At 37.7% G+C, this 21,992-nt stretch carries 16 protein-coding genes and 1 riboswitch; of the genes, 8 read left to right on the top strand and 8 right to left on the bottom strand.

Annotated features, from left to right (window positions below; all coding sequences use genetic code 11):
- Positions 1-353: 353 nt before the first annotated feature.
- A riboswitch (SAM riboswitch) is annotated at positions 354-491 on the bottom strand.
- A 190-nt stretch (positions 492-681) separates the two neighbouring features.
- From RLO81_RS07175 to fabG, 5 genes are all read right to left on the bottom strand, one after another.
- The gene (locus tag RLO81_RS07175; protein WP_350109310.1) at positions 682-2,130 is read right to left on the bottom strand and encodes an ATP-binding protein; all 1,449 of its coding nucleotides are present in this window, start codon (positions 2,128-2,130) and stop codon (positions 682-684) included.
- A 92-nt stretch (positions 2,131-2,222) separates the two neighbouring features.
- A complete protein-coding gene (locus tag RLO81_RS07170) occupies positions 2,223-2,483 on the bottom strand; it encodes a hypothetical protein (RefSeq protein WP_350109307.1) in 261 nt (86 codons plus the stop codon).
- Between the two features lie 4 nt (positions 2,484-2,487).
- Positions 2,488-5,277: an alpha/beta hydrolase family protein gene (locus RLO81_RS07165; protein WP_350109304.1), complete on the bottom strand. Its 2,790-nt coding sequence runs from the start codon at positions 5,275-5,277 to the stop codon at positions 2,488-2,490.
- 165 nt (positions 5,278-5,442) lie between these two features.
- On the bottom strand, positions 5,443-6,420 hold the full coding sequence (locus RLO81_RS07160) for a radical SAM protein (protein WP_350109302.1): 978 nt from the start codon (positions 6,418-6,420) through the stop codon (positions 5,443-5,445).
- Positions 6,421-6,604: 184 nt separating this feature from the next.
- Positions 6,605-7,351, bottom strand: coding sequence for a 3-oxoacyl-[acyl-carrier-protein] reductase (gene fabG / locus RLO81_RS07155; RefSeq protein ID WP_350109299.1), 747 nt, complete (start codon positions 7,349-7,351; stop codon positions 6,605-6,607).
- Between the two features lie 224 nt (positions 7,352-7,575).
- Between fabG and lpdA the strand changes: the two genes are divergently transcribed.
- Positions 7,576-8,970, top strand: coding sequence for a dihydrolipoyl dehydrogenase (gene lpdA / locus RLO81_RS07150; RefSeq protein WP_350109296.1), 1,395 nt, complete (start codon positions 7,576-7,578; stop codon positions 8,968-8,970).
- 64 nt (positions 8,971-9,034) lie between these two features.
- Here lpdA and RLO81_RS07145 read toward each other — a convergent pair whose 3' ends face one another.
- Positions 9,035-10,750 (bottom strand): hypothetical protein, encoded by a 1,716-nt coding sequence (locus tag RLO81_RS07145; protein ID WP_350109293.1) that lies wholly within the window; start codon positions 10,748-10,750, stop codon positions 9,035-9,037.
- A complete protein-coding gene (locus RLO81_RS07140) occupies positions 10,747-11,673 on the bottom strand; it encodes an NAD-dependent epimerase/dehydratase family protein (RefSeq protein ID WP_350109290.1) in 927 nt (308 codons plus the stop codon). Before RLO81_RS07140 ends, RLO81_RS07145 begins: the two co-directional genes overlap by 4 nt.
- 131 nt (positions 11,674-11,804) lie before the next feature.
- Here RLO81_RS07140 and RLO81_RS07135 point away from each other — a divergent pair, with 131 nt between their 5' ends.
- The 3 genes from RLO81_RS07135 to RLO81_RS07125 all read left to right on the top strand — a co-directional run bounded on the left by RLO81_RS07135 (position 11,805) and on the right by RLO81_RS07125 (position 14,439).
- Positions 11,805-12,362: an RNA polymerase sigma factor gene (locus tag RLO81_RS07135; RefSeq protein WP_350109287.1), complete on the top strand. Its 558-nt coding sequence runs from the start codon at positions 11,805-11,807 to the stop codon at positions 12,360-12,362.
- The gene (locus RLO81_RS07130) at positions 12,359-13,141 is read left to right on the top strand and encodes an anti-sigma factor (RefSeq protein WP_350109284.1); all 783 of its coding nucleotides are present in this window, start codon (positions 12,359-12,361) and stop codon (positions 13,139-13,141) included. Before RLO81_RS07135 ends, RLO81_RS07130 begins: the two co-directional genes overlap by 4 nt.
- Before the next feature lie 83 nt (positions 13,142-13,224).
- The gene (locus RLO81_RS07125; protein WP_350109281.1) at positions 13,225-14,439 is read left to right on the top strand and encodes a CHRD domain-containing protein; all 1,215 of its coding nucleotides are present in this window, start codon (positions 13,225-13,227) and stop codon (positions 14,437-14,439) included.
- A gap of 56 nt (positions 14,440-14,495) precedes the next feature.
- On the opposite strand, the gene RLO81_RS07120 is transcribed toward RLO81_RS07125, so the two are convergent.
- On the bottom strand, positions 14,496-15,161 hold the full coding sequence (locus RLO81_RS07120; RefSeq protein WP_350109278.1) for a toxin-antitoxin system YwqK family antitoxin: 666 nt from the start codon (positions 15,159-15,161) through the stop codon (positions 14,496-14,498).
- A 149-nt stretch (positions 15,162-15,310) separates the two neighbouring features.
- Between RLO81_RS07120 and RLO81_RS07115 the strand changes: the two genes are divergently transcribed.
- The 4 genes from RLO81_RS07115 (at position 15,311) to RLO81_RS07100 (ending at position 21,939) form a co-directional block, all read left to right on the top strand.
- The gene (locus tag RLO81_RS07115) at positions 15,311-20,218 is read left to right on the top strand and encodes a tetratricopeptide repeat protein (protein ID WP_350109275.1); all 4,908 of its coding nucleotides are present in this window, start codon (positions 15,311-15,313) and stop codon (positions 20,216-20,218) included.
- Between the two features lie 189 nt (positions 20,219-20,407).
- Positions 20,408-20,704, top strand: coding sequence for a GIY-YIG nuclease family protein (locus RLO81_RS07110; RefSeq protein WP_350109272.1), 297 nt, complete (start codon positions 20,408-20,410; stop codon positions 20,702-20,704).
- A gap of 215 nt (positions 20,705-20,919) precedes the next feature.
- Positions 20,920-21,516 (top strand): thermonuclease family protein, encoded by a 597-nt coding sequence (locus RLO81_RS07105; protein ID WP_350109267.1) that lies wholly within the window; start codon positions 20,920-20,922, stop codon positions 21,514-21,516.
- Between the two features lie 33 nt (positions 21,517-21,549).
- The gene (locus tag RLO81_RS07100; protein ID WP_350109264.1) at positions 21,550-21,939 is read left to right on the top strand and encodes a hypothetical protein; all 390 of its coding nucleotides are present in this window, start codon (positions 21,550-21,552) and stop codon (positions 21,937-21,939) included.
- The last annotated feature ends 53 nt before the right edge of the window (positions 21,940-21,992 follow it).

The following is a 21,992-nucleotide window of genomic DNA, read 5'->3' as shown; positions in this document are numbered from 1 at the left end:
CGAGGATTTGGACGAGAACTACTTCCATACTGTCACCCTGAACTTGATTCAGGGTCTCGAGATTAATGAATTTAGAATCTGAAATGCCTGCACGACTTTTAGGCGGGAGTCCAGAATGACAATTTCATTGAAGAAGAAAGTAAACTAATCGAAATTCACCCTAAGGGCGATGGCTGTCTTAGCAAACCGCCAGTTAGTCGGTCAGGCAGCAACAGCAACAACAGCAAGCCATAGAGTTGGCCATACGCATGTTGCGCATCATAGAAATAGGAGATTGCATCAAAGAGTTAAGGCTTCTTTGAAATGTGGCAAGTAATCCTGTTTGGTGTTGAATTGATCTTTTCATTATTATCAATTTATATTCTCCCTTGTCGGCCACTCGGCAAACGTTCTTGGGATCAGGATTTAGCACCTTTCTTGTTCCCGATAGCTATCGGGAGATGGTTGCTAGCGCTTCTTTGAGCCTGTCTCTCCACGCTTCTTTATAAATCGATTTGCTCAGATGAGCTTATCGAATTGATGGTGTAAACGTAATGACGGAATTTTAGGTTTCCAAATATTGATTTGAATTTATTCACAAAGTAATTATCGTTAGATATTTCAATCACATTAAAAACTGTAGTTATAAAGATTTTATCACTGTTTTGTCGACCCTTAGTCACATAAGCAATTCTTTAATTATTATGCCCAAAAGGGGAGATACTTAGCATGTTTTTTTGAACTACTTTCTGGATCATAGTCCTTAATTAATTCTGATTTTAATGTTTCTGCTATAATTCTCGAAGCCATAGAGTAGTTTTTTTCTTCTATGCCAAAACGATCTCTTAGTGATTGGTTGGTCATAATTTCTCCAGAAACAACTTTCAAGCATGAATGTAAGTAGGTTGCTCTAATTTTATCTTCCTTATCCATTTGACGAAGTGTCTTATACGAATACAAGATGATTCTAGTATAATTTTCACCTTCTATAAATTTTGGGGCAGGTAATTGAAAAAACTCACATTCGAACAGTACTTTATCAATGCCACTTCCACGTTCTTCACAGATATTTAGACGCCTCATAAAATGAGCAAGTCTTTCATTTCTTGATTGTGGATTATGATCAACAAATCTTAAAGTATTAATAAGAGGCTTCCCTGGATTAGAAATTTCAATTCTATCTGAAAAAAGCTCAATCATTGGGCCTGTACCTCGTTCTCTAAAATCTTGGTGAATAATAGCATTAGCAATTAATTCTCTCAATGCTAATTTTGGGAACATTTTAACTTCTTTGCGAAGTGCACTGTCAATTATCTCGTTAGAAGGAAGTTGATCGTCAATGTAATTGACTAACCCTTCAAATCCCACAGCATAACCTTTCTTACCTGACTGTTCTTTGATAGTTTTCCTTTTATTTTTGCCATCATAAATTATTACCCTGACTGATTTTCTTTCTAGTGTTTCAAATTGTTCTATTTCTTTTGCGAATAGAATAGCTCCTAGGTTAGTAATTGAATAGTTACTGCTATTTTTTATTATTAAGTTCTCCTGGATGAGTTTTTCTACAATACCATTTTTATCTGACGGCAAAGAAAGATTCATCATATCAAAGTATGATGGGTAGTCCAATAGTTTCAGTACTTCATCGACCCTTAAGTTATCCTTGGCGATTTCATTTTCGAATTGTACAGGAGGTTCTTTAGTCCAGATGAGTCTTTCTTTTTCAGGATATTCTGATAATTTCTTTTTATAAGAACCAATTCTCACATACGCATTTCCTTGGAAAGTGACAGGAGTATTTTTTGTTGCTTTAATTTTTATTATTACTACTCTACCTTCAGTATGTTCTAATGTGTAATGTTCGAAATGAATTCTTGGATTAAGTAATCGAGAAAGCCAAGGAACTAAATCTTCATTTCCTTTGGCTTTTGAATTAATATCAAATTGAGTTCCAACTACTCTGTGTGTTTTGTCTTCAACTCCGAATATTAGATAACCATAAGATTTATCATGAATGCACGCTGAATTGGATAAAGCAGAAATATATTCTCCAATTTCTTGATTATTGTTTGTTTTAAACTCGATCCATTCAGTTTCACTAGGGAATGCCCTCAATTCACTTAACAACACATTCAACTCTTGCTTATCCATAAGTCACATAGAAATAATCATTTTGAGGGCAATAGTAGCTCATTTAATTCATTTAGTCACATAAGAGTCACATAAGAGTCACATAAGAATTATTATTGATTTAAAATATTATGAAGTTTATCAATTATACTTTCGCAAATTCTGCCAACTTCATTTGGTTTGTACTTTTCATCGAAGCCCTCAGTCTGTAATTTAACTTTAACTAAGTCATCCAATTCTAATGCTCTATCAAGGCTTTGAAAAGAAAGTTTTACAAATTGCTCAGAGGAATGATCAGCTATATAGAACTGTTGTTTAACGTCAACTATTTGCTCAATAAGTTGCAACTCATCTTTGCTAACTTTAATAGTCATAATCCTATTCCTCCACCAACTCCAACCCCTTATTAATCCCCACTTCAGTAGCAGGAATACCTTCAGCCATCCATTCAGGCATGGGTTTATCCATTAGGTAATGATCGAAAAACTGGTTCATACGAATGTTGAAGTCACGTTTGTTTTCCCATTTAGTTGGCCAGTGTGGCTCGCCTTTATAATTCAACATCCAAACCGGTTTGTTTAATCTTCTTAGCGCCACATAATATTCAATTCCCTGGTACCACGGCACATGCCCGTCAGAATCGTTGTGCATCAACAATAATGGGGTGTTTACTTTGTCAGCATAAAAAATGGGTGAGTTTTCAATATATAGGCTCGGTTTTTCCCATAATGTGGCACCAATACGACTTTGCCCATGCTCATACTGGAACATACGGCTTAAGCCTGTCCACCATCTAATGCCTCCATAAGCACTGATCATATTGGAAACTACAGCACCAGCTTCGGCACAGGCAAATAAATCTGTCTGGGTAATTAAATAGGCAATCTGATAGCCACCCCAGCTATGGCCTTGCAGTCCGATTTTATCTTTATCAACAAAACCCTGATCTATCATGTGAGTGGTACCAGACACCACACAATTAAAAGCACTTTCTCCTGGATAACCCGTTTTATATTTCACATCAGGATTGAACACTAAATAGCCTCTGTTTGCATAAAAGGCTGCATTTACTGTCGATCTGTGCGGTTTCACTCCCCAATGGTCATGCAAATCGTCTGAGCTCAAACGATAGAAATTGACAATCATTGGGTACTTCTTATTTGGGTCGAAATTGGCAGGTTTGTACAGGATGCCATCGAGTGGTCTTCCGTCTAATGACGTCCAGCTCACCATTTCAACGGTGCCCCATGCATAATCTTTTTGCTGAGGGTTAGCATCACTAATCTGCACAGGTTTTTTGAAAGACAGATTGGTAGCAGAGATATTACCAAACACTTGGTGGTTTTCCATTTGATAAGTAAGCGTTTCGGCATTTTCTGCTTTTTTTAAATTGGTGAATTTGGCCGCTTTTTGAATGGCTTGCTTTGGTGCTTCAAAGTTTTTCATAATGGCATAACCTTCATCTTTTGAGCTTTCGTTGAATGTATGAAGTACCATAGTTGATGGGTCGATGGCGGTCTCATCTGTATCTAAATCTTCAAATCGATATTCAATGTGGCTTGCTCTTCCATTCGTAATATTTACGGGTTGAGCATTATTTTGAGGGTCTATTTTCCAAATATCAAATCGGTCGTACACCAGAAAATGTTGGTCACCTTGTGTCCAGCCGGCAGCTCCATATTGATCAGGATAATTTGGGTAATCATTTTCTTCGTCAGCCAAAGTGACTGGAATGTCTTTAGTAAGCACATATGATTTACCCGATTCATTGTGGTAACTGTTCCATGTAGTATCGGCAGCATTAAACCAATACAAGTAATTACCTTCTGCAGATAACCCAGGATCACCCAGAAGATCCTTTTTAGCTAATTTGGCTTTTCCGGTAGCCACATTGATCGAATAGATATCATAACGCAACGGAAAACCATCCCATGAAATATTTTTTAAATAGGGCAAATATGATGAGCCCAAAGCATATTCCGACTCGCCATGGTTGGCGACACTTACGTCAGGAATTTCTTTGGTTCCTAATTGGATAATTTTCTCCCCTAGCGTATCGAAATAGGCCAGGTATGATTTCTTTTTATCATCATCCAGCTCCATATTTTGCTGAGTATGTAATCTTGAGTTTTTATAGTTCCAAACCTCTACATGAATGATTTCTTCAGGCAGTAAAGTAGTGTCCTGAATAGCAGGAGCGGGGGCAGTACCGAAAAACAGTCGGCTACCACTTTCTGAGAAATTTAATTTACCATGTTCACTCACGAGCCAGTCTGAATGGATGCCTTCCGTGCCTTTTTTGGCAATAACCATAGCGGAATCTTTGCCCATATTCCAATGGCGCAATTCAAAATCCCTAATTAAGGCTTTGGTTGTATCTAAATCAGATAAAAAAGCTACTTGCAAACCATCTTCCGCAATCGCTAATTGCTTGTATTTTCCTTTAGTTCTGCATAATGGTCGGCTCGTTTTATTGGCCAAATCGTAGTAATACACGCCTTCCAATATGGTTGAATCTTTACCTGATGTATGGTAGATAAAGTTATTGCTACGCTTAGCTAATTGGTGGTCTGTAATATATTCAAGCGTATCCTGAGTGCCTGAGCGAAGGCTTCTTATAACCAGATGAAAGCCATTGTCTTTACTAACTGCTTTGGAAGGCTTTGGCTTTTCTTTCTTTTTGGTGGTATCCGATTTATCATCTTTTGCGGGTAATGCTTCTTCCAGGTAATAGGCTAGCATTCCTGTCGATTCTTTTGGTAAATCAAAACCTCTTACCCGAGCTATTTTAGTTAGCTCTTTTTTAGCCACATCATAAATTCCGATGGAATCTTTCGGCATTTTATCTTCATCCGTTTTCTTTCTTCTAAGCTCAATTACTTTGTTGTATTGTGGCTTTATTTTGAAGACTACATATTTCGAATCCCATGAGATTTTGGCTCCTTCACCACGGGGTACATCCAGTAAATTTTTACCATTAGGTGAAGCAATATGTAAGGAACCATCGCCTTTTCCAGGTTGTAATTCGTAAACTATCAATTCTCCATCCCGACTGATCTGTGAAGAGGGTATTTGATTCCAGCGATCGAAATCATCGTGAGTTAATGTTTTGTTTTGCGCAACTGCATTGAATGACCAAATAAGGAGTCCTGCAACAAGAATTCTCATAGTTCAAAATTTTAGAATGGTGAAACTACAGGGTGTTAGTAAGAATTGCAAAACTATTGGGTAGGATCGGTCATCCCGAGGAAACGAGGGATCTTACTAAGTTAGTATCGACAAAATCATTTAGTAAGATGTCTCCTGCTGTCGACATGACGTCCTAAAATATAATTAAATCAATGCCCTCCAAGTGCCTTTGAGGCGATTGTATTTGATCGTACTCGGCAGAGCCTTCCAAAAGTATTTGTTCATTTCAACTGCAAAAGAAGGTTGCATGTAGCAATTGATAGTACAGCCTTCGCATTCGGGAAGTTTACCTTCCAACGCCACTAATTTTTGTACCTCTTCAGAGCTGTATAGCTCACTTAAATCGTTTTCTATTTTAAAAGCCTTTAAACCAAGATGATAACATGGTAAAACCAATTCATTTTCTGGTGAGATTACTATAGTACTGCTGGCAGCCTTGCAAACGGGATTAGTAACATGATTACCGCCATCTTTTCTAAGGGTAATAAATGCTTCATTGAGATAAACATTCTTCTTTTTTCCCCAATTTGATAATTTCTCTAGTGTATCCTCACTTAATGATTGGCCAGTATCAACATTATTATAATCAAACACAGGATTGAGAATGAGTACAAGGTTATTTGGTTCGCATATGTTTTTATAAACCGTTTCTATCTGATCCACATTCTCTTCAAAAACAGTAAATAGAATATCCGGCCTTTCACCTAAACTTTTTGCTATTCGAATAGACTCCATCACATGATCGAAGCAATCCACTCCGCGGGAATTATTATGTTCTTCTTTGTGAGGTGAATCAAGTGAAAAATGAAGCATATCCACTAATTCTTTTAGCCTTGCTGCCCATTTTGGATATAGGAGGCCGTTGGTAGTGAGTGTTGTAATAAACCCTTTTTCTTTAGCCAGTTTTAGGAGTTGATCGATTTCCCTGTGTAATAATGGTTCACCACCTGTTAGATCAATGACTTTTGCGCCCAGTTTTTTCAGATGAGTAAGATTCTCTTCAAAATTCTCAAGCGTAATGTAGGGCGAGGGTTTCTCCCAGATATCACAAAAGCCACATTTGGCATTGCAGCGATAGGTAATATAGTAGTTACAAAGTACAGGATGGGAAATTAACCGCATGGGTTAAAGGTAGGAATAGAAAATCAAAAAGCCTTTTCAAAAAAAAACCTTCGTCATTCCAAACTTGATTTGGAATCTCATTCTTCTGAGGTAGTCAAATCGAAGAGACCCTGAATCCCCGCCTGAATGTACGGGCAGGAAGTTCAGGGTGACAGCTACATTTTCAAAAGGCTTTTAAATAGTATTAAGTCAACATTCCACCATCAACCTGAATAGTTTGGCCGGTAATGTACGCAGACATATCAGAACCTAAGAAAACACAGGCATTGGCAACATCTTCCGGGCTTCCACCTCGTTTCAATGGAATAGCATCTCTCCAGCCTTGAACTGTTTTTTCGTCTAAAACCTCTGTCATTTCAGTTTCGATGAAACCAGGAGCGATGGCATTAGAACGAATGCCTCTAGATCCTAACTCTAGAGCCACCGACTTAGTAAAGCCTAAAATACCAGCTTTTGATGCAGCATAATTGGACTGGCCCGCATTACCTTTTAGTCCAACTACTGAAGTCATGTTGATGATAGATCCACCACGTTGCTTCATCATTGTTTTGGTTGCTGCCTTTACTGTGTTGAAACAAGACTTTAAGTTGATATTGATCACATCATCCCAATCTGCTTCATTTAATCTTAGTAAGAGGTTATCTTTAGTGATACCGGCATTGTTCACCAAAATATCTAATGAACCAAAATCAGATACAACGCTATCTATTAGCTCTTGCGCGGCATTATAATCTGAAGCATCGCTTCTATAGCCTTTGGCTTTAATTCCAGCAGAAGCCAATTCTTTCTCCAAAGCCTGACCTTTTTCTACACTTGATAAATATGTGAATGCAATATTGGCACCTTGTTCAGCAAATTTTTGAGCAATTGCTTTACCAATTCCTTTCGAGGCGCCTGTAATTAACGCAGTTTTTCCTTCTAGTAGTTTCATCTTATATTGATTTGAACCCTCAAAGAAAATAAAACTATTGGCTATGGCAAAGTTATTTTTTCAGTCATGCCCTGCTTGTTGAAGCATATCCTTACACTTTTGCATTTCGACCCAACTTTAATGTCAGGCAGGCATGCTCAATGTGACAGTGTAATTTTTTTCTAAAACCATTTACATTAAATTTGCCATCCCATAAATCAAGAACATAATAAACAAGATATAACATGGCGAATTCATATGATCTTATTGTTTTAGGAACTGGCCCCGGTGGCTATGTGGCAGCAATTAGAGCTTCACAATTAGGAATGAAAGTAGCGGTAGTGGAGAAAGAGTCACTAGGAGGCATCTGCTTAAATTGGGGTTGTATTCCAACAAAAGCGTTGTTAAAAAGTGCCAATGTATTCGAATACATACAGCATGCTGAAGATTACGGCATCAAAGTAAAAGGTGCGGATGTTGATTTTGCCGGTGTTGTAAAAAGAAGTAGAGGCGTTGCGGAAGGAATGAGTAAAGGCGTTCAGTTTTTAATGAAGAAGAATAAGATCGATGTGATCATGGGTTACGGTAAGTTGAAGTCCGGTAAGAAAGTAGAGGTGGAAGATGATAAAGGCAAGAAGGAAACTTATGCTGCTAATCATATAATCGTAGCTACCGGAGGAAGATCAAGAGAATTGCCTTCAATGCCTATCGATAACAAGAAAATCATTGGTTACAGACAGGCAATGGTATTAGACAAAGCACCTAAAAAAATGGTGATTGTTGGTTCTGGTGCTATTGGAGTTGAGTTTGCCTACTTCTACAACGCAATGGGTACAGAGGTGACCATCGTTGAATTTATGGATAGAATAGTTCCAGTGGAGGATGAAGAAGTTTCTAAGCAATTAGAAAGAACATTCAAGAAAGCTGGAATGAAAATTATGACTAGCTCTGAAGTAACTAAAGTTGATACAAAAGGTAGTGGTTGCAAAGTAACTGTTAAAACAAAAAAAGGTGAAGAGCAATTGGATTGCGATGTGGTATTATCTGCAGTTGGAGTTAGCACCAACCTTGAAAATATAGGGTTAGAGGATGTTGGTGTTGCAACAGATAAAGGAAAAGTAGTTGTTGATGACTACTACAAAACCAACATGCCTGGTATTTACGCCATAGGCGATATTGTTCACGGTCCGGCCTTAGCACACGTTGCTTCTGCAGAAGGTATTATTTGTGTGGAGAAAATAGCTGGCGAAAATCCTGAGCCACTAGATTATAATAATATCCCTGGATGTACCTATTGCAGTCCTGAGATTGCTTCTGTTGGTTATACTGAGGCTAAAGCCAAAGAAGCCGGCTACGAAGTGAAAGTGGGTAAATTCCCATTCTCAGCTTCTGGTAAGGCAAGTGCTGCAGGTGCAAAAGATGGATTCGTGAAATTAATCTTTGACGCTAAATATGGCGAGTTATTAGGAGCACACATGATTGGAGCAAACGTTACAGAAATGATTGCTGAAATTGTGGCCATCAGAAAACTGGAAACAACCGGTCATGAGCTAATCAAAACTGTTCATCCTCACCCAACTATGTCTGAGGCAGTGATGGAAGCAGCCGCAGCTGCTTATGATGAAGTAATTCATATTTAAAACGATTTGAGTAATAAATTGAAGGCGCTGGTTTATCAGCGCTTTTTTATTTTTAATCAATTATTTATTTCAATTCCAACTCTTTAAAAACATAGTTAACATAATCTCTAGATAACTGGTCTGATGTAAGTTTATTTGATGCAATTGCTTCAAAATTGTCATTCCATAAGTGCAAATCATTAGGTATTCGATTCTTATAATATTTTTTACCCCTGATGATTACCTGTTTGGATACATAGTCTATTATTTTATCTAATTCAAATCTTTTTATAGTGAGTAAATCTAGATTTTCAATTAGGAAATCGAGGTTGAAAAAAGAGAGGCTCTTAATATTTTTGAATTGAGCAAAGCTTTCAATTTTAACTCTTTTCTTAAATTCATTCTGGAGATAGAGAGATACTCCTGGCATACTGAAATAAATATCAGTGTAAATTATTATAGGATAAATTATGAGGTTCCTTTTCTTAATATTTAGATCATTAAAAGATTTATCTTCAAAAGAGTTTGATTCTAGATTTCTTATTTGTTTAATTAATTGACTTATTCCTTTTCGTTTGGAATTGTATTTTTCATCAATTTTATTTTTGATTATTGAATAGTCATTGGACTCAATTCCTTTTGATGGAAAAAGAGCATCTTTAATTTCGAATAAAAATATTCGATTACCAACTCTAACATATGCATCAGGAAATCCATCATTATTAGAATCGTCAAATCTCACAATGGCATGTCGTTTTTTAAAAATCGATGAAATTACTTTTCGAAAGATGTAATTCTCAATAAAATTTGAGCCTATATATTGTTTGAAAGATAGAAAAGGATTTTTTTCATTCTTAAACCGAGGGTGATTATATATTCCAGTTTTCTTAAAAAAGTCAAAGATTAAGGAACCATAAAGCTTACCTGCTAACAAATTCCAGTGGATGACAAGATAGGTTTTGGGTGCGTATTTTACTAAAGGCTTTTCTTTAAATCCTTTATAGTTATCCTTACCTAGCTTGAAATGTTCAGAATATGAAGTATGATCAAAACAAAGATCTTCGAATAAATTTATTTCATTATCAACTTTAATATAAAACGGGTTTAACCCTAACTCCGTCTTATTAGAGTTGATTCCATTGTTAAGTGCATTAATCAAAACCACGAAATAAGACCAAGTATTTTCGACCTCATTTGTTTTTATAAACCTTTCAACAAATTCATTGAAAGGTGACTGATGTTGCAAAAAATCAAAAAGGCATTTTGCCTTTATTATTGACGTTAAAAAATTTGAATAGTGATTTATTTCGAGTTGACTTATAAAGATTGGCCATATGTTTCTTTGAAAAAAATCAAGTGGATCGACAGGACTTGTTGTAATTATTGTTCTGTCAATAATGCCTTCTGAATAAATGAGGTAAGCTTTGAAAAAATTTAATTCTTGTAATGGAGTGGTGTCATCTAATGAATTGATATTTGGCATTTCAATGAGAACATGATGAAGAAATTCCAGAGTGATGTGAGGTGAAAAAATAGCAAAATCTTTTCGGTTATGATTTAAATAGAAATCAGCTATTTTTTCAAATATGGATATTTTTAATTCTGCATTTTGACGCCTTAATAAAAACTTAAGAATGTTAATTTGTGATGTGGGATGGTCATTAGTCGAAAAAAGTTCAGCATTAATTACTGTTACAGTATTTAAAAGTAATTCTTTGGAAATACCATCTAATAACTTTGTAATAGGAATAGAAGGGCCATCAAAAATGTGTGAATATGTTGGAACAAGAGCTACCTTCATTCTTTATTAGAAAGGCAATCGCACACTCTTTTTACAGAAGCCTCTGGAGTGGATGGTTTGTATTCAAATCGCTGACAGAATTTAGTGCTATCGAAATAATAATCTCTATCGTACTGATAGGCCATTTCTTTTAATTCTTTAATATCTCCGTTGAATAAACCTAAAATTCCCATCAACCAGATAGGTAGCACTGTGCATTTTGGTTTAGCATTCAATTCCATAGCAAATAAATCTACCCAGCCCTGAGCGGTAAGAGGCGTGGCATCAGTAGGTAAATGCCAAACCTGATTATAGGCCGTGTTGGAGTTGCCTAACATCGCAGTGCCTTTTCCGGCATCGTAGGTATCAGTTAATGAATGAATTTTATCCAAGGAAGCCATCCATTGAGCAGATTTGCCTTTCATTAAATTCTTAGCGATAATTTCTGTAGGTACACTGTTCTTTGGCCCAATAAAATCAGCTGAGCGAGCAATCAACCCTTGAATTTCTCCTTTTTCGACTGCTTCCATGAGTAATTTAGCAATTTGCTGCCTCACAATACCTTTTTCACTGCTCGGTCTTACTGAAGTTTTCTCCGTCATGTGATTGAGCTCATTTCTGTCATACATGTATACATTATCGAAAAATACCAATTTTGATTTATGTGTTTTGCATGCTTCAATCACATTTTGCATAATCACAGGCCACTGTGCTTTCCAAATGTTAATTCTATATTTTAATCCGGCAGTGAGGTAGACAACGTCTGAGCCTTCTACGGCATTTAAAACTTCATCTTTATTTAAAAGACTGCCAGCAAAAAGCTCATCCGTTTCATTCACTTTTGTTGGATTTCTACTCACCAATCTAATTTTATCGGTGTAATCGGGCAGCACTTTGGCTAATTCAATACCAATTGAGCCTCCGGCTCCAAGAATTGTTTGCATAGTAGTTTATTTATTTCAAGCTATAAAATAATGCCGATTATTAAAATTGAAATTTACAATCATCTAAATCCAGATTAACTAATCGTATAAAAACCTGTTATGAGTAGTAATCTTAAGTATCTTCGAACTTTATGTCGCCAGGAATTACAGGAGTTTTAGAGCAGAATCAAATTGTCAATTTGTTGAAACAGCGTGACAAATCTGCCTTGGCGTATTTGTATGATCATTATTCAGCAGCTATTTATGGTAATGTTTTAAGAATATTGGGTGATGAAGATGTAGCGAAAGAAGTGTTGCAGGATGCCTTTATGAAGTATTGGGACAAGATCGACAGTTTTGACTCATCAAAAGGCAGATTATTTACCTGGATGCTGAATCTTGCTCGAAATCTGGCTATTGATAAATTACGTTCCAAAGAAATTAAGAAAGTTCAGAAAACTGATGACCTGGCTGATAACGTATATAATGTAGAGTCCGGAAATTTAATACATCAAAGCATAGATGGCAGTGGGGTTAAAGAACTGATGAATAACCTGAGAGAGGAAGAAAGAAATATTCTTGAATTCGTTTATTTTAAGGGGTATACCCAATCAGAAATTACGGAAGAAACCGGCATACCATTAGGAACGGTTAAAACACGACTTAGAATGGCTTTAAAAAGTTTACGATCAATTTTAAGGGTAGAGTGAATATAGAAGAATACATATCGTCCGGTATACTAGAGAGCTATGTGCTTGATGAACTTCCTCCAGAAGAGAGAAGGGAAGTTGAGTCGATGTCTGAAAAGCACCCTGAAATAAAACGTGAGTTAGAGAAGATTGAACTTTCGATAGAAAAATTGGCTTTCTCGACAGCCATTTCGCCCGATGCAGCTATTAAAGAAGCTGTTTTAAAAGCTGTGGACAACAAGCAGCCTCCTATGCAAATTACACATGATAAAAGGGAGTCTGGTTGGTTAAAATATGCTGTGGCAGCATCCGTAACTATTGCACTTGTAACTTCTTATTTGGCATTTGATTATTACGGCAAATGGAGAAATACGGAGAGTGAACTAAGCACACTCATTGCTCAAAACCAGCAAGTGGCTCAAGATTACAATGTGGTTAATCAGCGATTGGATCAAATTGAAAATGATCTGAAAGTTATTAATAACCCAGCTTATCAAAGAGTTACCCTAAATGCTACTGAAAATGCAGCGGGCGCTTTAGCACATGTATATTGGAATAAAACATCTGAAGAAGTTTATCTGAGTATTCAGAATTTAAAAGAGCTATCGGAATCTCAGCAATATCAGCTTTGGGCCATCATTGACGGCAAACCCGTAGATGCCGGAGTTTTCGATCTTGAAAATGGCCTTCTTAAAATGAAAAATATTGCTGGTGCTGCAGCTTTTGCAGTAACCATCGAACCTAAAGGTGGTAGCATTAACCCATCCCTTGAAACCATGCAAGTGGTAGGGAATGTTTAAAAATTTCTGAATCCAGAAATCCAAACACATACTTCACTTCGTAAGTCAGGTAAATCAAAATTTAAAACAAAATGATTTACATAATGAAAAACTTACGATTTATTAGTTATCTGTTGGCTTTAACTGCTTTTGTGTTAGTATCATGCGATGATGACGACAATGATGGCCCAGGAGTATTACCTACAGGCCAATCAAAAACATTTGCTCTGTCATCTGTTGCAGATCCGGCAATAAGTGGAACAGCAACATTTAATGCATTGGATAATGGAAGCACTTCTATTGAATTAATGCTTAATGGTACACCCGATGGAGGTTCTCACCCTGCGCATATTCATTTTAACACGGCTGCAGAAGGTGGTGATATTGCTGTTTCTTTAACTTCTGTTGATGGAAGTACAGGTATGAGTACAACCATAGTATCAGCTACTGATGCAGGCGATCCATTAACTTATTATGATTTATTAGACTTCGATGGTTACATCAATGTGCATTTCAGTGCAGATGACCTAGCCACATTAGTCGCTCAAGGGGACATTGGTCAGAATGAATTGACGGGTATGTCAAAAGATTTTGCATTAGCTTCCGTGGCAGACCCGAATATTAGCGGAACAGCTATGTTTTATGAGAGAGTAAATGGTGAGACGTTAGTAACACTAGCATTAGAAAACACACCTGCTGAAGGTATGCACCCTGCGCATATACATTTCAATACTGCGGCTGAAGGTGGAGGCATTGCTGTAACATTGGGAATAGTTGATGGCAACACAGGAATGAGCAAGACCAATGTTTCAATGCTGGATGATGGTAGTATGATGCTTAAGTATGATGATTTACTAGATTTTGATGGTTACATCAATGTACACTTAAGTGCCGATGATTTGGCTACATTGGTTGCTCAGGGAGATATCGGTCAGAATGAATTGACTGGTATGAGCATGAGTTATGACCTAAATGAAGTAGATGTTGCTGGAGTTTCTGGTACAGTAGATTTTAGGGAGAGAGTAAATGGTGAAACATTGGTTGAAATCAACTTGACGGGAACCACTTTCGCGGGTGATCACCCAACACATATTCACTTGGGATCAGTTGCAGAAGCCCCTGGCGCCATTGCAGTTACTCTTACAAGCGTAAACGCTATGGGTGTAAGCAAGTCGAATGTGACAATACTGGATGATGGCAGTGCAATGCTAAGCTATTCAGATTTGGTGGCTTTTGATGGCTACATTAACGTACACAACAGTGCAGCTGATTTAGGAACCCTTGTAGCTCAAGGAGATATTGGTGCAAATGGCAATTAATTTTTTCATCACGTAGTAATTGTCATTAAAGCCTCCCAACCGGGAGGCTTTTTTTGTTAATCTATTTTTTCAGATTCAAAGGTGTTATTAATGATTACTCCATCATGAACATAAAAACTATATTCAATCATTTTATCTTTTATTTCGACTTGTTTGTATTCACCATCAAATCGCTCGTTGAAATTTTCAATCTCTCCTCCTGATGGATAATAATATATTTCACTCATCAACGCACCACTGCGATAATTAGCAGTCCGGAAAAGTTCTCCAGAAGGGTACCAGCTAAGACTTTTGCCGTGCCGCTTATCAAACTTCAGATTTTCCTCACAGGCTTTTGAGGCTGCGCTGAAATAAATCGTTCTAGTGGCGGAGTTATCATCTAAACTCTGAGTCTCTATTTTGTAATACTCTTCATTGGGCACATATTCCTTAATACTGTAATGACCAGCGAACATAAAATAACCAGCAAAACTTATAATTAGCGCGGTTAATGTAAAAATAATTGTTCTTTTTATCGAAGCCTTTTTATTGCTTTCGATGACATTGTAACGTATTCCTTCAAGCTCTTCTTTGCTTGCTTTTTTATATTCATATGGCTTTTTCTTTTTGAAATCACCACCTTCTTTTATCACTTGGAACATACTCTTTCTTCTAAGAAGATTCGCATTGTTCTTTATTGATTTAATCATTGAGTCTAACGACCCAAATCCACCTCCTGCCATAATGTAAGTTTTAGCTATCTATTAATGATGTTGAACAATAATATGTAACTCAGTTCATATATTTTATAATCATTTCAAATTCAATGAATTCACTCCTTTTTAACTCTTAGAATTTAAATAACTTTACTATCCCTCAATATTTTAATATGATGATGAAACATAGATTGTATATATCACTTTTCGCATTCTTTTTAGCTGTTACTGCCTTCGCTCAGGATGCAGACCAGATGAACGATATTTATCAAAAAGCCAATGATAAACTGGAGAAAGGAGATTACAGAGGTGCGGCTTTAGACTATTCACAATTGATCAACTCAAAGTTTGATAATAACGAGGTCTATGTAAAGCGAGGCATTGCCAATTATCATTTAAAGAAATATGACGAGGCACAATCAGATTTCAACGATGCGCAAAAGAACAAAGTTAGTTCTGGGGAATTGTTTGGTTACTTGGGCATGACCAAGTACGAGTTGAAAGATTATCAAGGTGCTGCGTCCGATTTAGAAAAGGCGGTCACTATGGGATTCAAAAATGCAGCAGGGTTTTACAATTTAGCAAATGCTAAATTCCGATTAGAAAGCTATCAGGATGCTGTAAAATACTACGATCAGGCCGAGGGAGCCGGATTTAGTGAGGCAGCACTTTTTAATAATCGTGGTAAGGCAAAAGCTACATTAAAGAATTATTCTGCAGCTGTCACTGATTATGACAAAGCCCTGCAAAAAGACGCTGGCTATGATAAGGCAGTAGAAAACAGAGCTGAAGCTCACTATGAGTTAAAAAATTGGGAAAAAGCAACGGCAGATTATGATGCCATCATAAAAAAAGGGTTGGTAGATGCTGAAAATTATGCTCGCAAAGGAATAGCCGAGTATAATGCTGGTAATGCCGAAGAAGCCATCAAAAGCATGGAGAGTGCCATGCAAAGAGGTAGTAAGAATGATCAGTTGAAATTTCTTTTAGGCGAAGCCTATTTTGCAAAAGAAGATTATAAAAAGGCTGCTATTTATTTTGATCAGGCTGTACGAGCTAATTTAGAAGTGAAAACTTCTGCTGCCAAACTAGGTCAGGCCTATTACTTTTCAAAGAATTACACAAGCACAGAAACTGCCTTTACAGAAGCAATTAACAGTGGAAATAATGAAACCCAAACTTTTCTTTATCGAGGTTTGGCAAGAATTGAACTCAAGAATGAAGAAGGAGCGGCTTCTGACTTGAAATTAGCCATTCAAAAAGGTGCAAAAAACTACGATGCCTTTTACAATTATGGGAACATACTTTTCAAGAAGGAAGATTATGAAGGTGCTGTTGGAGCTTATAATCAGGCAGCATTTATGAAACAGGATGATCCCGTATTGTTCAACAACCGAGGAAAAGCACAATATAAGTTGGGTAACACTTCAGAAGCTGTGGCTGATTATTCCATAGCATTGGAATTAAAAGCGGATTATGATAAGGCATTGGCCAATAGAGCTGAGGCTTATTTCGAAATGAAAGAATGGCAAAAAGCAAATGAGGATTATGATAGAGTGATAGCTGCAGGTGGTGTAGATGCAGAAGTATTTGCTAATAAAGGGGTTGCTGAGTACAACTTAGAAATGTATGATGAAGCCGCCAAGGATATGGAAAGCGCTGTCCAAAGAGGCTCAAAAAATAGTCTACTTAAATACTATTTAGGCAACATCTATTCATCGAAAGAAGGCTACAAAAAGGCAGCCTTATATTTCGAACAGGCACAAAGAGAAGGAGTCACTGAAGCTGATTTGCCAGCTAAATTAGGTGCGGCTTATTATTTCAATAAGAATTATGCAGCAGCAGAAACCACACTTTCATCAGCCATCGATGGAGGAGGCAGTTCGAATCAATTATTCCTTTATAGAGGTATGTCGCGCATCGAATTGAAGAAAGATGCGGAAGCCAAAGCTGATTTAGAAAAAGCAGTAGCGGGAGGCATAAAAGATTACAATGCTTTCTATCACCTGGGTAATATGCAATTTAAAGATGCCGAATATCAAAAGGCTATTGGCAGCTATGATCAGGCGGTTAGTTTGAAGGCCGATGATGAAGTAGTATATAATAATCGAGGGAAGGCCAAATCAAACCTTGAGCAATACTCAGCAGCTATTACTGATTTCAATAAGGCTTTAGAACTCAAACCTGATTATACCAAAGCTTTAGAGAATCGTGCAGAAGCACATTACTTCAATAAAAACTGGACTGAGGCTATTGCTGATTATGAGAGAATTAAAAGTGGTGGCAATAATGATGCGCTGATATACGAGCGTATTGGTTTGTCCAAATATAATGCTGGCGATTTTGCTGGCGCAACAGCAGATTTAAAATCTGCATTACAAAGAGGTTCTGAAAACCCTGAATTGAATGAAAAATTAGGGATTGCATTATACAAAGCTGAAAATTACAAAGAGGCCTATCCTTATTTATTAAAGGCTTCTGAGTCCACCACACCAACTGTCCCACTTGCTGAGATGACAGGTGTAGCTGCCTATCAAACCAAAAATTATGGTAAGGCTGCCGAGTTTTTAACTGTGGCGATTGATGGAGCATCTCCTAACAAAGAACTATTCACGTATCGAGGTATTGCAAGAATCAATACAGGTGATGAGGCAGGTGCTTTCGAGGATTTGAAAAAGGCTTCAGCGAATGGAAGTCAGGAATATGAAGTGTATGAAAAGCTAGGCGACATCTATTTTACCAAGCAGGAGTATCAGAACGCCATTGGCGCTTATGACAAAGGTGTGGCAATAAAATCAGATAACCCGGTGGTGTTTAACAACCGTGGCAAAGCAAAGATGATGTTGGAAAACTATTCTGCCGCTGTGGCTGATTTTGATCAAGCATTAGCGATCAAACCCGATTATGGCAGAGCATTACTCAATAGAGGAACTACCAAATATCAGATCAATGATTATAATGGAGCTGTTGCCGATCTTGAAAAAGCTAAAGAATCTTCTGGCGAAGACAAAGGCATTGTAAAGATGTTGGCCCTATCCTACTATCAAATTGGTAAAAAGGCAGAGGCCAAAACCTATTTAGATAAGGCTATTTCTGCAGGGGTAAATGATGGCAAAGTATTCTTATACCGAGGGTTGATAGCCTATGATGAAAAGGATTATGGAAATGCTGCGTCTAACTTGGATAATGCTGAAAAAGCAGGAGAAGCAACTGCTGAAGTATACGAAAAACGCGGTTTGGCAAAGTTTGAACTGCAGGATTATGCAAAAGCATTGGCAGACCTAAATAAAGCCAACCTGGCAGGGGTTGATAATGCCAATTTATATGCTAAAATTGGTATCAGTCAGTATGAAATTAAGAGCTATAACGAGGCCATTGAATCTTTGAATAAAGCTATCGCTAAAGGTTCCAATGATAAGGAAGTGTTTTATAGTCTCGGTAATGCCCAGTTTAGAACGGAAGATTATACGGCATCTATTAAAGCCTATGATCAGGCCATAGCCGCTGGCGCGAATGATGAACTTGTTTACAACAATCGAGGTAAAGCCAAACTGATGCTGGGTCAGGCACAGGCGTCTATTGCAGACTTTGATAAGGCATTACAGATTAAGCCGGACTTTCAGGTAGCCCAAAGAAACCGGGGAGCTGCCAAATATGAAATAGCAGATTATGCTGGTGCTATTGCCGATTTAAACAAAATTGTAGCTTCGGGCAAAGCAGAAAAAGAAGAGTACGTATATCTGGGTGTTTCAAAATACAAAACCAAGGATTATGCTGGAGCCTTAGCTGATTTAGAGCAGGCAAAATCATTAGGCTCACAAGATAAATTGTTGTACTACGGTATCGGTAACGCACAATATCAAGGGGCAGATTATGAGAAAGCTATTGAAAACCTTCAAAAAGCAGTTCAAATGGATGCCGCTGATGCAGAAACCTACTGGCATTTGGGTGATGCACAATACAGGCTGGAGCAATTTGGTAGTGCAGCTAATAATATTCAAAGAGCGGTAGATCTGGGTGTATCAGACGCTGAAGCTTATCACAATCTTGGTCATGCCTTATATGAAGGCAATAACTTCGATGGAGCCATCAGTGCATTGGACAAAGCCATTGCTGCCAATAGCTCTTATGGCTCAGCTTATTTCCATAGAGGTAACTCCAAGTTCAGACAAAAGAATTACCAGGAAGCCATTAAGGATTATGATGGGGCAATAAATAATGGAGTGAATAACCCAATTGTTTTTAATAACAGGGGTAAAGCGCATCAACTACTAGAAAATTATGGTGTGGCTATAGCCGATTTTGGGAAAGCTATCGAGGCGGATCCTCAATATGCCAGAGCTTATCAAAACAGAGGTGAAACGCTCTTCAAAATGGAAAAGTATGAAGAGGCTGTTCGTGATTTGTCAACGGTAGATAAGTTGGTTGAAGAAGCCGACCCTGATGTTATTTACTTTCTGGCGGAATCGTATTACGGTATGGAAGAGTACTTACGCTCGCTTTCCTATTATGACCGTGCGATTGAAGGTGGTAAAAAAGATGGCATAACGTATCAACACAGAGGGCGTGCCCTAATTGCGGCTGAAAATTATTCAGATGCCATTGCTGATATCGATTTAGCCATTAAAGCGGGCGTAAAAGATGCTTCGATTTACATTGACAGATCAAGGGCTAATTTGTATTTAGGAAATACCAGAGGTGCTTTGGCTGATTTAGATGATGCAATCAAGGCAGATCCAAATAATCCTGATGCCTATTATAATAGAGCGTATTTGCATGAAGAAGCTGAAAATTGGGAACAGGCCATCACGGATTATAATCATGTGATTAAATTAAGTCCTGAAGATGCAGAAGCCTATTACAGTTTAGCAAATGCCCGTGTTTCACAGGATAATATCGGTGGAGCTATGGAACCTATTAACAAAGCCATTGAATTGAACCCGGAAAATCCGAACTATCACAAAGTAAAAGGCAATATTTTCTACCGTTTAGAAAATACCAAAGGCGCCTGCGAGGCATGGAACAAAGCTAAGCAACTGGGTGATAAAAAGGTAGACTATTTTATTAAGCAGTACTGTAATTAAGATTTGTTTATCCAGCCCATAATCCTTCGACAAGCTCAGGATAGCAACCGCGCGTAATCCAGTCACTAACCTTAATTCTTAGACAAGCTTAGAGGTGCAATAACATTGATTTATTATTAAAAGAAATTCAAAAGCGCTGGCCATCCTGAGCCTGTCGAAGGATCAGCGGAGGGTAATTTGGAAAATTAAATGAGCACTCAAGAAAACTACACTGTTTACATACTTCAATGTGCAGATGACTCATATTATGTTGGTATGACTAATGACATCGATAGGAGGCTAGCCGAACACCAACAGGGAGTAAATAGGGGTTATACTTCCTATAGGCGACCAGTCAAATTAGTTTTTACGGAACACTTCAGCAATGTTAACCATGCGTTTGAATTTGAAAAACAAATCAAAGGCTGGAGAAGAGCCAAGAAAGAAGCATTGATTAATGGTGAATGGGAGCTGCTACCTGAACTGGCTAAGGCATATAAGAAGTGAGCTAGAGCTATTCCCTGCCCATAATCCTTCGACAGGCTCAGGATTGCTTACGTTTATAAAATAGTATGATTAGCTAAAATACGCCAAATTATTTTCTCGCACTCTTACTAAGCCTTAAAGGCTTGGTAAGGGTTCCTAAAAAGGATTGTCTTGCCGTACTTCCTGCCCGTCCAGTCAGGGGGGGGATCCAGCATCTCTAACTTTCTGCCATTTTTATGAAAACCTTACATCTGTTTAATTATCAGCTAATACGCCTTAATCCAGCGTTTTCCTTTCACGTTACTTCCGTATCTAAGTATGTGAAAAGAAATCAGATGACAAGAACGCTCAGTACAATTTTATTTACTCTCGTGGTTGTAATAGCAAACGCTCAGACTTACGATCAGGACTTTACCGGCAAGGTAGTAAATGTAATAGATGGCAACACTTTTGAAATTGAGAATGAAGACGGTGAGGTAATTCAATTTATGCTCAGTGAAGTGGATTGTCCCGAGTTCGGCCAAACGTTGAGCGATGAAGCAAAAGCCTTTACTGAAGACTTAATTCTGAAGAAAAAAGTGCAGGTTGAGTTGAAGGGAAAAGATTGGTTAGGTAACAGACTGGCAATTATCACCTTAAGAAATGGAACAGTATTGCACGAAGAGCTATTGAAAGAAGGTCTTGGCTGGGCTGATCGTAAAGCATCTACTGCATCTAGCACACTTGAATCTAGGGCTAAGGCAAAGAAAATGGGCCTATGGAATGAAAGCGAGCCAACTCCTCCCTGGATTTACCGCAGGCAGCAAACCATGATGGAGGCCAAGAGCCGTTAGGCATTCACAATAAAAACGGTAATTTCGAGTTACATGAATATGCTAACTCGTTTTTTATTTCTATCTGTTTCATTTGTGGCACTCTTTTGCACCATCTCTTTGGCGCAATCAAAAGAGCCTAAAAATGAGAAGCGAGATAACTCCTTTGCGCCTATGGCAGAGGAGCAGAGTGCCATCCAAAAAAAGGACATGAAGAAAAAAGGTAAGAAGTCTTACCGCGCCATGTTCAATAAAAAAATGGATAAGAAGATACGAGAATACGAAGAACGTATGGAGGCTAATGCTAAGCAAGACCGTAAAGAACGCAGGTTAATGAAGAAGCCACAGTATTCCGATCCTATGTATTTTGGCCACAAGAAAAAACCTAAGAAGCGCCCACCAGGAAAAAGAAAACTCTGCAAAGAGTGTCATATCTGGCACTAAATATTTTTTAGCCATGATTTTGGCTCTATCATTTCATTAAATCGATTGCAGAA

The sequence above is a fragment of the Fulvivirga sp. genome (assembly GCF_040220315.1).
Classification (GTDB): domain Bacteria; phylum Bacteroidota; class Bacteroidia; order Cytophagales; family Cyclobacteriaceae; genus Fulvivirga.
Note: the sequence above shows the minus strand (reverse complement) of the source record. Positions and strands in the feature narration are given on the sequence as shown.

What these genes read in the sequence shown, in the direction of transcription:
- RLO81_RS07175 (WP_350109310.1), bottom strand. Translation starts at nt 2,130, where the DNA reads ATGGATAAGCAAGAGTTGAATGTGTTGTTAAGTGAATTGAGGGCATTC.
- RLO81_RS07170 (WP_350109307.1), bottom strand. Translation starts at nt 2,483, where the DNA reads ATGACTATTAAAGTTAGCAAAGATGAGTTGCAACTTATTGAGCAAATA.
- RLO81_RS07165 (WP_350109304.1), bottom strand. Translation starts at nt 5,277, where the DNA reads ATGAGAATTCTTGTTGCAGGACTCCTTATTTGGTCATTCAATGCAGTT.
- RLO81_RS07160 (WP_350109302.1), bottom strand. Translation starts at nt 6,420, where the DNA reads ATGCGGTTAATTTCCCATCCTGTACTTTGTAACTACTATATTACCTAT.
- fabG (WP_350109299.1), bottom strand. Translation starts at nt 7,351, where the DNA reads ATGAAACTACTAGAAGGAAAAACTGCGTTAATTACAGGCGCCTCGAAA.
- lpdA (WP_350109296.1), top strand. Translation starts at nt 7,576, where the DNA reads ATGGCGAATTCATATGATCTTATTGTTTTAGGAACTGGCCCCGGTGGC.
- RLO81_RS07145 (WP_350109293.1), bottom strand. Translation starts at nt 10,750, where the DNA reads ATGAAGGTAGCTCTTGTTCCAACATATTCACACATTTTTGATGGCCCT.
- RLO81_RS07140 (WP_350109290.1), bottom strand. Translation starts at nt 11,673, where the DNA reads ATGCAAACAATTCTTGGAGCCGGAGGCTCAATTGGTATTGAATTAGCC.
- RLO81_RS07135 (WP_350109287.1), top strand. Translation starts at nt 11,805, where the DNA reads ATGTCGCCAGGAATTACAGGAGTTTTAGAGCAGAATCAAATTGTCAAT.
- RLO81_RS07125 (WP_350109281.1), top strand. Translation starts at nt 13,225, where the DNA reads ATGAAAAACTTACGATTTATTAGTTATCTGTTGGCTTTAACTGCTTTT.
- RLO81_RS07120 (WP_350109278.1), bottom strand. Translation starts at nt 15,161, where the DNA reads ATGGCAGGAGGTGGATTTGGGTCGTTAGACTCAATGATTAAATCAATA.
- RLO81_RS07115 (WP_350109275.1), top strand. Translation starts at nt 15,311, where the DNA reads ATGATGAAACATAGATTGTATATATCACTTTTCGCATTCTTTTTAGCT.
- RLO81_RS07110 (WP_350109272.1), top strand. Translation starts at nt 20,408, where the DNA reads ATGAGCACTCAAGAAAACTACACTGTTTACATACTTCAATGTGCAGAT.
- RLO81_RS07105 (WP_350109267.1), top strand. Translation starts at nt 20,920, where the DNA reads ATGAAAACCTTACATCTGTTTAATTATCAGCTAATACGCCTTAATCCA.
- RLO81_RS07100 (WP_350109264.1), top strand. Translation starts at nt 21,550, where the DNA reads ATGAATATGCTAACTCGTTTTTTATTTCTATCTGTTTCATTTGTGGCA.